A 14,617-nucleotide genomic window follows, 5' to 3' on the forward strand; every position below is an offset into this window, starting at 1 on the left:
ATACATTTCTCTGTTAATGCTGGATTCCCTTCAATTTATAAAATTAATGAGAATCAAGTTACTCATTTAATGAATGAGATCCTATAGTTATCAATGTGCCAGAAGAAATTCCGTCATCTATGTACAGCTAATTTAACTAGGTTTATTTCTGACGGCCCAGCCAGGGAAACATAATCAGGATGATTATCCAGTAGCTGAAGTGCGCAGTAGCTATTACCGAACGACGAACCGTTTACCGAAAACATAAAACGTTCGTTCGGATTAATACCCCCTATGGCAATCGTTATTCGTTGGCAACGTTTACAACACCTACGGGAGTCACTTAATGCGCATACTTTCCTTTCAAACGATTAAAGCAAAGCTGTACCTCATCAGCTTTCTTCTTATTGCCGCTATGGCCGGCTTTGCCCTGTTCGAAAAGCTCTCTTTCACCAAAGTCGAAGAATTACAAACAGCCGCTCAGCAAACAGCTCAAAGCAAAACTGATCTGCTTAAACTCAGGCGTCATGAAAAAGACTTCCTTACCCGACTTGATGCGACCTACATCAAAAAATTCAACCAGGACCAGAGCACACTTACCAACAGGCTCAACCGAGTCAAAGACACATTAGGAAAATATAACCCGCAGCATGAAGCCGGTTTTAATCATGCCTTAGCTGCACTAGACCAGTACTCCACGCAATTTAATGTGATTACCGATCAGGCTATCCTGATTGGTCTGAATATGGATGAAGGCTTACGAGGCAATATAGCTAATGCCGCCAACACAGCCGAAGAGGCCATCCTGATGACCGGAGATGAACAGCTTTACCGCATGTTGCTCACTCTGAGACGCAATGAAAAAGACTTCATCATCACCAAAAACCCGGAACACCAGACTTACTTCAACAATAATCTTGATACGCTGCAGCAAACCATCAAAGACAAGCCCTACAGCAGAGCAGAACTCAGATCACTGAGGCGAAACCTAACCATGTACCAAATCATGTTTGACGAATTAGTGGAAGGTTACGCGACGATTGGTTTCAGTTATACCGATGGTTTATATGGCGAGCTTCGCAAAGCAGTCAGAACCTTAGAGCAAGATCTCAATCAACTGGAACGGACCATATTAAATGAAATCAGTACACTACAGGCCAGAGAGCGCTTAACGCTGGGTATTGTCGGCGCCTTCATCACTGTCATTATGAGTATTGTCTTGCTGTTTATCAGCCATCAAATCACCCGTCGCCTGAGTAACGTCAACCGTATGATGAAAGACATAGCGGAAGGTAACGGCGATCTGACAGTCCGGATGAACGACACCGGCAATGACGAACTGGCTCAGTTAAGCCACTCCTTTGATAAATTCACCTCAAAACTCCAGTCCATCATCTCTGGTATCGCAGATATATCTCAATCGCTGTCCGGTGCAGCCAAAGAATCAACCGCTGCATCGGCCAACAGTCTAACAAACGCCGAAGAGCAACAAAGCGAATCATCAAGTGTTGCAGCGGCCATCAACGAATTACTGGCGACCAGTAATGAAATCGCCAGCAACATCAATGATGCCGCCAATGCCGCGGAACGCGTAAAAGAAGAAGCTGGCCAGAGTCTGCAAATCAGTCAGCAAGCAGGTCAATCTATTAAAGCACTGGCAACAGACATCGCCAGCTCACAGTCATTGATAGAACGCTTAGAAGTCGAAAGTGCCAATATTAACAAAGTGATCGGCGTTATTCGTGAAATCACGGAGCAAACCAACCTTCTGGCACTCAATGCGGCAATTGAAGCCGCGCGAGCCGGTGAACATGGCCGGGGATTTGCTGTTGTTGCAGACGAAGTTCGCCAGTTGGCTCAGCGCACCCACAGTTCGACCCAAGAGATAGAGAACACCATAGACAAATTGCATCATGGCGTGGCTGAAAGCGTCGATATCATGCAGAAAAGTCAGAAGCAGACGGAGGTTACTGTCAGTCAGACCAATCAGGCGACTGACGCCGTTAACCGCATTGTTGCCGCCATTACAGAGATCTCTGACAAGAACATTCAAATAGCCTCAGCCTCGGAGCAACAGGCTATGGTGTCGGCCGAAATTGATAAGAACATCACCCAAATTTCAGAGCTGGCCATGAATACCGCCACTGCGGTCAGTCAATCATCTAAAGCAAGCCAGAATGTGTCGAAAATGGCGCAGCAACTTGACGAAGTAGTCGGCCAGTTCAAATTCTGATTCGACCATCCACCTCTTCTCTCCGTTAAGCCGTGGTTGCTGTTATTTCTGCTGCGGCTTTTTCTTTACTCAGAATGAAGCAAAGAAAATAAATCAATCCATACAGAACTGAGCCACCAACCAGTACACCCGACCATGCCGCATATTGCCAGCAGGCAATCAGATAAAAACCACCTAAGCTGCCACCGACATAATAATGAACCAAATAGAGTGCCGTAGCAGTGGCTTTAGCTCTAACAGCCTTCTGGCTTACCCAGGCATAAGCCAATGAATGAGAGAAGAACGAGCCGGAACTAATAAGCATCAGACCAGCCAGCATCGCCGCAATACTGTCGGCTGCCGCAACCCACATACCGAGTAAGCTAATTGTTGTACCAAGGATCATGCCTGTCACCGGGCTGTGTTTTAAACTCCACTGACCACTAAGCCGGGCCGTAACCGTACCACTGAGGTAGCACAAGAAGATCATTGAAGCCCAGCTGACAGGTACTGAATACGGCTCAGCGACAAGGCGGAACCCCATTACCGAATAGAGGTTAACAAACAGGGCAAAGTTTACTCCGCCAATCAGCATGGCATACCTGAGAACAGGTATTCTCAAATGCTCTATAACACTAATCAGGTGGACATTAAGCTGCCCTTTTCTGGGTTTGAAATTCTTTTGTTTTGGCAACAACCAGCAAACCAAAATGGCTCCGGCTAAACTGAAAATCGACATTGCTACCACTGCGACATGCCATCCCCAATGATCAGAGAGAAACCCACCAACCAAACGACCGGCAATTCCACCGAGAGAATTTGCACTGATATAACTGCCAACCGCCAACATTAAAGCCCTTGATGTAAACTCCTCCGCCATATAAGCAACGGCCACCGCAGCAAAACCAGCCAGAGCAGCCCCCATCGCAGCTCTTGTCAGGCTAAGCATCAACAAACCTTCGGCGAACAACATCAGCATACCAATGACAGGCAACAAAAACAGACTGACCAACATGATCCGTCGACGCCCAACCACTTCAGAACTCACCGCCCAAGGCACCAGCATGACAGCTAATGCCAGTGTCCCCGCTGCCAGCAACCAGTTAACCTGAGTCGCACTTGCCGAGAACTCATCAGCCATCAATGGCAACATCGGCTGGAAGAGATACAAATTACAAAATATCAGAAAAGACCCTACAGCCAGGGCAAAGCTCGCACGCTTGTATTCGAGCGTTTTAATATCAATCATGGTTGTAACTGCCAAACGTTAAAAATCTATTAAAACGGTAGCAATCCACCCTTAATAATGAAAATATATTAAAAGTATAACTACGATAAACAAAGTTTATAGCCATGAATATTCGCCAACTCACCTACTTTGTCACACTCGCCGAAACAGCTAACTTTACTCGTGCCGCCGAGCGGCTGAATATCGCCCAGCCAGCACTAAGCGTTGCAATCAAAAAACTGGAAGGGCAGCTGGAGTTACCCTTGTTTCACCGCAATGAACGCAAAGTGGTGCTGACCCATGAAGGTGAGACTTTGCTGACTCATGCCCGATTAATACTTCAGCAGGTGAAAGATGCCAATATTGCAATGGCCGAACTGAAAGGACTGGAGAAAGGTGAAGTCCGGCTCGGTCTGCCAAGTATGCTGGGATCATACTATTTCCCGGAAATCCTGATGGGCTTCAAAAGTCGCTATCCGAACCTCAAACTGACTATTGTTGAAGCTGGCACCCAATCTATTCGTAAAATGTTGCTCAACGGTGAATTAGACCTCGGCATAATCCACAATGCCGATGTGCCCGAACACCTGGAAACAGAGCATCTTCTTAGCTCACAGATGGTGGCAGTTGTCAGCAAAGACAGTGAGCTGACACAACAAGAATCGATCACCTTCAGTGAATTTTTTAAACATGAACTGGTGATGTTCAAAGAAGGTTATTTCCACCGAGAATTTATCGACAGCGTGTGTCTACAACATGGCTTCGAACCACATATAGCTTTTGAAACCAATCTGCTTCAGATGATTCTGAAAATTGTCCGTAATGACTTTGCAATCACAGCCCTGCTTGAAATGGTAACTGAGCACGAAAAAGACGTGGTTGCCGTTCCTTTCACAGACAGAGTCGACCTGGAAATCGCTATTGCCTGGCGTAAAAACGGTTACCTCTCTATTGCTGATCGAGCCTTTATGGAGTTTCTCAAAAGCACCACAAATAATTGATATTTCTGACGTTAAAAGAGCATTGCATTTGACCATAATGCATTCGTTGGAAGTATCTCCCAAAGTTATGATTTAACACTGCAAAAACAATCCGGAAAATCAAATTTATCACAATGATATCAGCCCTATAACCATCAAATAAAAATACTGTTTCAGATCATAAACACAACCATTTCATGTCGTTAAATACGTGTTTTTACGGTAAATTTCTCCAGAAATAATGTGTAACAAAGTATTTTGATCTGGTGCACATTTCGACTTTATTTGTCTTATTTTTATGGTTTAGAGGACTTTTCCATGTTGGAACTACTTATTGGTCTTCTGGTCGCTGTGGGTGTAGGCCGTTACATTTTTAAAGGATACACAGCAACTGGAGTGCTACTGACCGGCGGTATTATTCTGCTCGCTATCACTGCTGCATTAGGTAAAGACGTTTTGCCAACCGGTGTTACCTCAACGGGTAACGCGGCTACTGACGTTTTCGAATACATCAAATACCTGCTGGGCTACCGTGCCGGTGGTCTTGGTATGATGATCATGATCCTGTGTGGTTTTGCCACTTATATGACCAAGATCGGTGCCAACGACATGGTTGTTAAAATGGCCTCAAAACCATTGCAGTTCATCAAATCACCATATGTACTGATGGTTGCGGCTTACTTTGTTGCTTGCCTGATGTCACTGGCTGTTGCTTCTGCAACTGGCCTTGGTGTATTGCTGATGGCAACCCTGTTCCCGGTAATGGTTAACATGGGTATCAGCCGTGGTGCGGCAGCCGCAATTTGTGCATCACCGGCAGCGATTATTCTGTCACCGACTTCAGGCGACGTAATCATTGCAGCAGAATCAGCCAATATGGAACTGATCGACTTTGCATTCAAAACTACCCTGCCAATCTCAATTATCGCCATTATCGGTATGGCAACCGCGCACTTCTTCTGGCAGCGCTACCTGGATGACAAAGAAGGTGTTGTTCATGAAAAACTGGATGTCAGTGAACTAAAAGTCGATGCACCTAAGTTCTTCTGCATTCTGCCTTTCACACCAATCATCGGCGTTCTGCTGTTCAGCGGTAAGCTTCTGCCTGAACTGCACATCGTAACCATTCTGGTTATCTGCATGTTCCTGGCTGCGATCATCGAACTTATCCGCCACCGTAAAGCCAATGCCGTATTTGAAGGTCTGAACGCCGCTTACCAGGGCATGGCTGAAGCCTTCTCAAGCGTTGTTATGCTGTTGATTGCCGCAGGTGTATTTGCTCAGGGTCTGAAAGCTGTCGGCTTTATCGACAACCTACTTCACTTGGCAGAGGTTGCCGGTGCAGGCGGTATCTTCCTGATGATCCTGCTGGTTGCAATTACCACTATTGCCGCGATCACTACAGGTTCAGGTAACGCACCTTTCTACGCATTCGTAGAGCTGATCCCAAGCCTTGCTGCGAAAATGGGCATCAACCCGGCTTACCTGGTTGTTCCAATGCTTCAGGCATCTAACCTTGGCCGTACCGTTTCTCCGGTATCTGGCGTGGTTGTTGCGGTATCAGGTATGGCAAAACTGTCTCCATTTGACGTCGTTAAACGTACATCTGTACCGGTCTTCGTTGGTGTAGTAATTGTTATTGTTGCTACACAAATCATGGTTCCGGCATAAAAACTCGACCATATCCCGACAAAAGCCCACTAATTGTGGGCTTTTCTTTTATATGCATCTAGATTTATTAGTGAACGGCGTTTATACCGTATTGTTGCAGGAATACCAAACCGAACAATGACTTGTAGAGCACCTTGTACCGCCTCTGTCGTCAAGCCATAAATTGATGTAATGAAGAGGGATTTTCAATGCGAAAGAATCGCTATGTAACTGACAAAGAAGTCGTGTTGGAACAAAATGCCCAACTGGTAACCACTACGAACCTGAAAGGTATTATCACTTATGCCAATGAAGAGTTCATTAATGTCAGTGGTTACTCGGAAGAAGAACTGGTCAGCCATAACCACAATATCATCCGTCATCCGGATATGCCACCCGAAGCCTTTGCCGACCTCTGGCAACATCTGAAAGACGAAAAACCGTGGCGAGGGGTGGTAAAAAATCGTTGTAAAGACGGCAGCTTCTACTGGGTCGATGCCTATGTCACACCACTCTACGAAAATAACCGGGTTTGCGGTTACCAATCTGTCCGAAGAAAGCCCAGCCAGCAAATGGTCAACAACGCCACCAGGGTTTACCTGCAGCTTAACAACAAAAACAATCCCTACTCCTTTCACTTGTCTGTTTGGCAAAAGCTTGGACTTGCAGCATTGATAACAACGGTCACCATCGCAATGGCTCATTACTTCATGGCTGAATACGCTGCTATCAGCTCCCTATTTCCTGTCACGCTCTTGTTTTTGCTTTACCGTAAAGAGCTGTTTTCTACCCCGTTGTTTTTCGAACAGCTAACCCAAGAATACGATAGCCTTACCCGAATTATTTACAGTGGCGATTCAAAAGCATCCATTGCTGATTTCCACCTTCAGCTTAACGACGCCAGACTGAAAACAGTACTGGGTCGTGTTGATGATGCCTCTGTCGCTTTGGTTAATGTATCCGAAAACTTGCATCAAATATCACTCACTTCCAAAGATGCGATTACTCAACAGGATCAGGAAACCCAAATGATAGCGACAGCCGTCGCAGAACTGTCGGCCGTATCCGGTGAAATCGCGCAAAATACCCAGCAGACAGCCGATAAGGCATATGCCGCTCAAGAGCAATGCGCAAGAACCTCTGAAGCGTTGAATGTCACTCAAAACGCAATGGATGAGCTGGCGCTTGAAACACAAAAAACCGCAGAAACAGCACAAGCTCTAGTGAAAATTTCGGAACAAATCGAAGCTATGATGAGCGAAATTCAAGGCATTGCCGAACAAACTAACTTGCTGGCGCTCAACGCTGCAATTGAGGCAGCCCGGGCCGGAGAGCAGGGACGTGGCTTTGCCGTTGTTGCCGATGAAGTTCGCGCCCTTTCTCAGCGCACCCACGGAGCGACCGAGAAAATTCAGACCAGCATCGAAAGCATTCATGCCAGCCTCAGCGAGTGGCAGACACGGACAACTGAAAGCATTGAAAGAACCCGTTTATGTGTCGAAAACACCGAAACTACTGCCGGCAACATACATGAAGTCATTACTATGGTTGATGAAATCTCTGATATCGCAACCCAAATAGCAACAGCAGCCGAACAACAAGGAACAGTATCAGCCGATATCAGCCAGAATGTTCATCACATTTCTGATTCATCAACAAGCAACCTAGCTCAGATAGAACAATTGGAACAGTCATCGCATCAAATGCAGGAAAAGATTTCACTGTTAAAAGGACTCGCAAAATCCTTTGGATAGAAATGGCTTATCTGAGGAGGTTATATTATTCACAGAGCAAGAAATACTAATAGGCACAGCGTAACCAGCTGTGCCTTCTTCAAAATCAAATACTAATGTCACGCCTTAAATAGTAACCATCACCGGTCCCATTGTTCACCAAGTCTACCGATTCAACCAGATGGACAGCCATAGAGACATGCAGCATCGCCATTGTCAGCATGCTTAATGTCAAACGCTTGAACTTCAAAAAAGTCGATTCAGAAATACGCCCTATTTTAACCAGGTAGAACAAAACCACCCACTTGAGCAACGAAAATATTGTGTACATATTTTCCTGTTCCGCTAAAAACCACTACGACTGCCTGTCGCGATACAGAATAGCGTATTGTGCGTTATATACAAGAATTATGACTTAGCTGATGCCAATCATATGATCAACTTCACCCGCTTAAAACCTGTGATAATTTGTGGTTATTGCCATCAAAAACCGCAATAAAAGCACAAATCCTTCAATAACAACTAACATTCATGTATTCAGCAAGAGAAATTGATGTATTACAGCCTGAACATGGTAAACTCATGCCCTTTTTGTAGCCCTCTGTGTTTGTCGACTTCGGCAACAATACAGAGATGATGGTCTCTCCCTGTTTTATTCGGCTTCTGACCGATGAAGGTACAGAGCTGCGAACCATGATTAATACTGGCTATAAACTCATTCAGGCATAACGCATCCAATATGCGGAATGTTATCGGCTGGGGCACCAAAGATTAATAACAATCGCGCAAAGCGAACTGCCCCTTTTATGCCCCTTAAAGTAAGCAAGCAACTGTAAGCAAATGACTTTACAAAAGATTAATGAATACCCGAAATACTGGGCGGAATGCTACGGCACCGCACCCTTCCTGCCGACTACTCGCAAGGAAATGGATGCGCTAGGCTGGGATAGCTGTGACATCATCATCGTTACCGGTGATGCCTACGTTGACCACCCAAGCTTTGGTATGGCTATCATTGGCCGCCTGCTGGAATCACAGGGGTTCAGGGTCGGTATTATTGCCCAGCCGGAATGGAACAACAAAGACGCCTTCATGGAGCTGGGGAAACCGAACCTGTTCTTCGGTATTACTGCCGGTAACATGGATTCAATGATCAACCGCTATACGGCTGATCGCAAGCTTCGCCATGATGATGCCTATACGCCAAATAACGAAGGTGGTAAGCGTCCTGACCGTGCCGTGCTTGTTTACTCACAACGCTGCCGTGAAGCTTATAAAGATACCCCTATCGTACTTGGCGGTATTGAGGCCAGCCTGCGTCGCTTGGCTCACTATGACTACTGGTCAGATAAAGTACGCCGCTCAGTCCTGTTTGATGCCAAGGGCGATATTCTGCTGTTCGGTAACGCAGAACGTGCTTTGGTTGAAGTCGCTCATCGCCTGGCAAACGGTGAAGACATCGCAAACATGACCAATATTGCCGGTACTGCAGTAATCATGAAAGAAGTTCCTGAAGGCTATCAGGAAATCGATTCAAGCCGTATCGAAAAGCCGGGCAAGGCAATGCAGATGCCAAACCCTTACGCAACCGAATCCAACTGTGAAACCAATAAAGCGCAGAAGGAACCGGAAGCGAAACCAATTCAGATTCAGCCATCACGCCATGATTCTGAATACACGGCTGTGCGTCTGCCGTCATACGAAAAGCTGCGTAATGACCGTATTCTTTATGCTCATGCCAGCCGAGTAATGCACCTGGAGGCTAACCCGCATTCAGCCCGTGCGCTAATCCAGAAACACGGTGACCGTGATCTTTGGATTAACAAGCCGCCAATCCCGCTGACAACTGAAGAGATGGACTTCGTATTCGGTCTTCCTTATGCCCGCGTGCCACACCCTTCATACGGTAAGGCCAAGATCCCGGCATACGACATGATCAAAACCAGTGTGAACATTATGCGTGGCTGTTTCGGCGGTTGCTCATTCTGTTCTATCACCGAGCACGAAGGCCGCATTATTCAGAACCGCTCACAAGAATCGATCCTGAACGAGCTGGAAGATATCCGCGACAAGGTTCCAGGCTTTACCGGCACGATTTCGGACCTTGGTGGCCCGACAGCTAACATGTATCGACTGGGTTGTTCTGATCCGCGAGCGGAAGCTAACTGTCGTCGTCCTTCCTGTATCTTCCCGGAGATCTGTAGGAAGCTGAACACTGACCATAAGCACACCATTGATCTGTACCGCAAAGCCCGCAAGGTCGACGGTATCAAAAAGATCATGATTGCTTCCGGTGTCCGTTATGACCTGGCTATCGAATCGCCGGAATACATCCGTGAACTGGTTACCCACCACGTTGGCGGATACCTGAAGATCGCACCGGAGCACACAGAGAAAGGCACTCTGGATCTGATGATGAAACCGGGTATGGGCACTTACGACCGCTTCAAAGAGCTGTTCGAGAAATACAGTAAAGAGGCAGGTAAAAAACAGTACCTGATCCCTTACTTCATTTCAGCGCACCCAGGCTCAACAGATGAGGACATGCTGAATCTGGCGCTATGGCTGAAGGAAAATGATTTCCAGTGCGATCAGGTACAGAACTTCTACCCGTCGCCTATGTGTAACGCAACCGCGATGTACCATTCGGAAACCAACCCGCTGAAGCGTGTGAAATACAAGAAGCGTGAGGATTTGTTTGTTGCCAAAGGTGAGCGCCAGCGTCGCCTGCACAAAGCTCTTCTTCGCTATCACGATCCTGCGAACTGGCCGTTGCTTCGAGAAGCGCTGGTCAACATGGGCAAAAAGCACCTGATCGGTGATCGTCCGGGTTGCCTGATACCGGCTGAAGGCAGCGAAGCTGAACTAACACCGGCACAACGTCGTGGTTCCGGTCGTCATGGTGCCAAACGCTTTGCAACCAAGCATGCCAAACAGCCGGATATCCGCACTGATGGCAAGCGTCAGTCCGGCAACCGAAACGGCGGCAATAACAAAGGCAAACCAGACGCGAAACACGGCAATGGTCATAACGGTAAACCCGCTGGTAACCGCAACGGTAACGGTAATAATACCGGTCGTCCAAACCGCAATGGCAGCAATGGTAAGCCGGCTGGCTCGAAGCCTCGTCAGGGCGGAAACGGAAAACCAAACCGTAGTCGTGCCAAGGCAAGGTAATTCCCCTGTACTAGCCATCCGATAAAAACAAAGCCCACATTCTTGCGGGCTTTGTTTTATTCAGTATTCTGTGTTTTTCTTTATCTGGCTAGCGCATCAGCTCTGTTGCCATAAGGAAAGCCACCGCACAGCCGACAATGATACCTAGGCCAACTAACAGTTTCTGCTGCGATTTCTCATCAAGGTATTTCGTTGCCAAAATACCCAGCATCAATAGCACCAAAATAACGGCAAGCTTTAACATTGTCCTACCTCGGCTATCTCACTTATCCACCAATGCACTTTAACACATATTACAAGTCAGGTTTGTCTCTAACATCAAGTGAGGCAACATTATTTTCCTAACTCGTTTAATCTATGCCAAACCAAACACTGATCTGGCCTATCAGATCTCAAACATCTGGTAGTTTTTCAGTTCAGGAATGGTGCGATGTAGCTCTTTTTCCTCTTGAGCAAGCCCCTGAATTGAATCACACAATTCATTTGCTTTCTCAGAGACTTCACCAGAACGGGCTCGAACTTTCTCTTCAATCCTGGCTTTCATTTCAGAGAACTTTTTCTGAAGCTCAGTGAAGTTAATCTCGCCGTCTTTCATCTCCTGCGATAAAGCAGCAAACAAACCTGACATCGACTCGACACTAACGTGTTTCATCGCCTGATCGAACTCCTGTTTCCAGTCTGTATCAACTGTCTGAAACATATCGGCAGGCATGACGAATTCGCCATTTTGATAAAACTTGTCATGCGCTTTCTGACCGTATTCACCAATCAGCGCCTCAACCTTGGCAAAAGAAGCTTTTGAATCAAAGCTCGATGACACTTCGTTCAGAATATCCCCGGCAATACCTACTCCGTCATTGGCAATATCAGCCATCTTGGGCAAATATTCTTTCACCCCATGGCTGTAGGCCGCTACGGCTCTCTGCTGCATTGCATCCAAATCTACCTTTTTACCATTGATATAGACCTGGTTGTTTTCATCTATCAGCATTTTCGGCTGCCCTTCCTGATAAACAGATACCTGTTCACCGTCGATGTGAATTTCATTCTGAACATCAACCGGACAACTTTGCGCATATACGCTTGCCGAGCTAAGTAATAACCCTGCCACCAGCACTTTTTTCATCAGCATAATTCTTCTCTGCAAATCTAAATATCTGACTCATTGATACTGTCACACGTTTCAGGCCACTCTACAAGTCCGCAATCATTCTTCAAAGTTCAAACATAATCTATGTTTATAGGCCTTTGTGACTTGAGTTTTCTTCCGTGAATAGGCACTCTGTGCATCGTCATTTATTTGCTACGAGTTATTGTGGAAAAAGTCGCTATTTTTGTTGATGTTCAAAACATCTATTACACAGTCAAAGATACCTATGGCTGCAATTTCGATTACAACGCTTTCTGGGCTGAAGCCACGCAAGATCGTGAAGTCGTCGCAGCCTACGCCTATGCCATCCATCGCGGTGACGAAAAGCAACGTCAGTTTCAAAATATCCTCCGCGGTATTGGCTTTGAAGTTAAACTGAAACCTTTTATCCAGCGCAGCGACGGCTCGGCAAAAGGTGACTGGGATGTCGGTATCACTCTGGATGTAATCGAACATGCTCCGGACGTTGACCGCATTATTCTGCTCTCCGGTGACGGTGATTTTGATCTGCTTGTCGATAAAGTCCAGACAAAATACAGCACCCAAGTTGAGATTTACGGTGTGCCGGGGCTGACCGCAGGATCGCTGATTAATACCGCGTCATTTTTCCGTGAAATCGAACAAACGCTGCTGCTTTGCCACAAATAGAACTTTAGCGGCTTATCTTGGCAATTTATCAACGAGAAAAGCCAATAAAGAAAGCGGGGAGGTTTACACCTTCCCGCCTAAATCTTCACTTCGATATGTGAACGGTTTTAAGCATTAACTCAATTCTGAGACTTCGTCATATTGAGTTCGGGATAACCCCCTAAGTTCATTCACCGCGTCATAAACCATTTTCAGCGGCACAATCACAAAATACACAGACGCAACCACAACCATCACGGGATCCGCATAAGCAGCATACTCGCCATAGCCTGTCCAAGTCATAACCGTAGCGATAATAAAACCACACATCACCGCCCCGCTGATCACAGTATCCATTACCCACTGCTTTGACTCGGCTTCCACCAACGCCGAACGTGCTTGCTGGCCTTTGCTTTTAAGCACCAGGTAGGTTGCAGTACAACCGACTACGTTGATCACACCAAACAATAAAGCCAACCCGGTATCAACTTCTCGCCCGCCGTTAATAATCGCAACCACAGCCGAATAGAACGAAATACAACACATTACAGTAATTACCATACCTTTAAAGGCAATAACTGCGGGTTCGATTTTCGCAACCGTGTGAGAAGAATTTGCCACTTCAGGTTTACGGATATAAGCAGCGGCTAAAAGTGAAACCACGGTTAATGCAAGGCTGATAAATGAATAAGCACCATCAAATACGATGACCAGAGAGCCCATCCACAGTCCTAACCCAATGCCCATGATGGCAAATAAGAAAGAGGACATGGTCGAAAACTGCAGCAGGCGACGTTCAAGCTGCACATTACAAGACATAAACACCTCAACCAACCGACGTTATTTTCGTCGGACACACTTCACTTATGTAACTAAGTTAATGTTACCTAATATTTTTTTATTGCTACAATCACTGAGCGCTAAATTTTTCGTCGCTGAAAAAATCAAAAACGAAGCCTAACTTCATGTTCATATCAAATACAAGGGCTTAACCATGAAAGTCAGCCAGATAGAAATGTTTATCCATACCGGTCAGTGCGGTTCCATTGCCGAAGCCGCTCGTAAGCTCGATAAAAGCCGCACAACTGTAAGCGCAGCTATCAGCGCTTTTGAAGACGAACTTGGTGTTAGCCTGCTTAGACGCAGCGGAAACACGGTTCAATTGACAGATATCGGTGAAGCCATTGCCAATGATTGTGAGCGTTTACTGATGATCGCCGATGAAATTAAATCTAAATGCCAACACCATAACGACGGTGTCGAATCGGCCCTGCGAATCGCGAGAGATGATGCTTTACCAGAATCCTTGTGGCGAAAGCTGGTTCAGCAGCTCAGTGAAAAATTCCCCGGCACCAGCATCTCAATTTATGTTGCACCGCCACCTGAGCTGGAAGAGATGGTACAGCAAAACATCATCGATGTGGCTTATTGTCTCCTTCCTCCGAATCAGCAACTGACCCATTCCAACCACCTGGAACTGGGACAAATCCGGATGATGTCTGTTGCGCACAAAGATCATCCGTTGAGCCGGTTGCGAAAGGTGTTAAGCACAGATCTGGCGCTTTATACAGAAGTCGTACTGGCTTATATAGACGAAAATGGCCTGAAGCCGGTGAATCCCCATACCAGCAAATTTATCGCCCTGCCGTTCTTTGAGCACCTGAGAGATGCTGTACTGGATGGTACAGGCTGGTCTTATGTTCCAGCCCTGCTGATCAATCAATACCTGCGCAAAGGGACGATAAAAGTACTGAAACATAACAAAGCCATGAACTGGCAGACTTACGGCGAAATAAGCCCTGCAGAATCACGACGCGGGGAAATAATTCAGTGGCTTTCAGAACAGCTTGAGGAATACTTGCTTAAAGCTAACCACTAGCT

The 14,617-nt window shown here is 46.3% G+C and carries 12 protein-coding genes; 7 read left to right on the forward strand and 5 right to left on the reverse strand.

The window, feature by feature from the left end; translation table 11 throughout:
* The first annotated feature begins 325 nt into the window (after positions 1-325).
* Positions 326-2,212, forward strand: coding sequence for a methyl-accepting chemotaxis protein (locus C942_RS14510; RefSeq protein WP_007466868.1), 1,887 nt, complete (start codon positions 326-328; stop codon positions 2,210-2,212).
* Positions 2,213-2,237: 25 nt separating this feature from the next.
* On the opposite strand, the gene C942_RS14515 is transcribed toward C942_RS14510, so the two are convergent.
* Complete coding sequence (locus tag C942_RS14515) at positions 2,238-3,440, reverse strand: MFS transporter (protein ID WP_007466870.1); 1,203 nt, start codon at positions 3,438-3,440, stop codon at positions 2,238-2,240.
* Positions 3,441-3,544: 104 nt separating this feature from the next.
* On the opposite strand from C942_RS14515, the gene C942_RS14520 reads away from it, so the two are divergent.
* The 3 genes from C942_RS14520 to C942_RS14530 all read left to right on the forward strand — a co-directional run bounded on the left by C942_RS14520 (position 3,545) and on the right by C942_RS14530 (position 7,803).
* Positions 3,545-4,420 (forward strand): LysR family transcriptional regulator, encoded by an 876-nt coding sequence (locus C942_RS14520; RefSeq protein ID WP_007466872.1) that lies wholly within the window; start codon positions 3,545-3,547, stop codon positions 4,418-4,420.
* Between the two features lie 297 nt (positions 4,421-4,717).
* Positions 4,718-6,070 (forward strand): anaerobic C4-dicarboxylate transporter DcuC, encoded by a 1,353-nt coding sequence (dcuC, locus tag C942_RS14525; RefSeq protein ID WP_007466875.1) that lies wholly within the window; start codon positions 4,718-4,720, stop codon positions 6,068-6,070.
* A gap of 188 nt (positions 6,071-6,258) precedes the next feature.
* On the forward strand, positions 6,259-7,803 hold the full coding sequence (locus tag C942_RS14530) for a methyl-accepting chemotaxis protein (RefSeq protein ID WP_007466877.1): 1,545 nt from the start codon (positions 6,259-6,261) through the stop codon (positions 7,801-7,803).
* Positions 7,804-7,888: 85 nt separating this feature from the next.
* On the opposite strand, the gene C942_RS14535 is transcribed toward C942_RS14530, so the two are convergent.
* Positions 7,889-8,113 (reverse strand): hypothetical protein, encoded by a 225-nt coding sequence (locus tag C942_RS14535; RefSeq protein WP_036800325.1) that lies wholly within the window; start codon positions 8,111-8,113, stop codon positions 7,889-7,891.
* 509 nt (positions 8,114-8,622) lie between these two features.
* Between C942_RS14535 and C942_RS14540 the strand changes: the two genes are divergently transcribed.
* Positions 8,623-10,959, forward strand: a complete 2,337-nt coding sequence (locus C942_RS14540) for a YgiQ family radical SAM protein (RefSeq protein WP_007466884.1) — start codon at positions 8,623-8,625, stop codon at positions 10,957-10,959.
* Positions 10,960-11,047: 88 nt separating this feature from the next.
* On the opposite strand, the gene C942_RS25110 is transcribed toward C942_RS14540, so the two are convergent.
* Together C942_RS25110 and C942_RS14550 are read right to left on the reverse strand one after the other, a co-directional pair.
* Positions 11,048-11,203, reverse strand: coding sequence for a hypothetical protein (locus C942_RS25110; protein ID WP_007466886.1), 156 nt, complete (start codon positions 11,201-11,203; stop codon positions 11,048-11,050).
* Positions 11,204-11,344: 141 nt separating this feature from the next.
* On the reverse strand, positions 11,345-12,091 hold the full coding sequence (locus tag C942_RS14550; protein WP_007466888.1) for a YggN family protein: 747 nt from the start codon (positions 12,089-12,091) through the stop codon (positions 11,345-11,347).
* Positions 12,092-12,274: 183 nt separating this feature from the next.
* Between C942_RS14550 and C942_RS14555 the strand changes: the two genes are divergently transcribed.
* Positions 12,275-12,757, forward strand: coding sequence for a LabA-like NYN domain-containing protein (locus C942_RS14555; RefSeq protein WP_007466890.1), 483 nt, complete (start codon positions 12,275-12,277; stop codon positions 12,755-12,757).
* Between the two features lie 114 nt (positions 12,758-12,871).
* Here the strand turns inward: C942_RS14555 and C942_RS14560 are convergent, their stop codons facing one another.
* Positions 12,872-13,555: a cation transporter gene (locus C942_RS14560; protein ID WP_007466891.1), complete on the reverse strand. Its 684-nt coding sequence runs from the start codon at positions 13,553-13,555 to the stop codon at positions 12,872-12,874.
* 175 nt (positions 13,556-13,730) lie between these two features.
* Here C942_RS14560 and C942_RS14565 point away from each other — a divergent pair, with 175 nt between their 5' ends.
* Positions 13,731-14,615 carry a LysR family transcriptional regulator gene (locus C942_RS14565; protein ID WP_007466893.1) on the forward strand — a complete coding sequence of 295 codons (885 nt, stop codon included), beginning with the start codon at positions 13,731-13,733 and terminating at the stop codon, positions 14,613-14,615.
* Positions 14,616-14,617 lie beyond the last annotated feature (2 nt).

Source organism: Photobacterium marinum (assembly GCF_000331515.1).
Lineage (GTDB): Bacteria > Pseudomonadota > Gammaproteobacteria > Enterobacterales > Vibrionaceae > Photobacterium > Photobacterium marinum.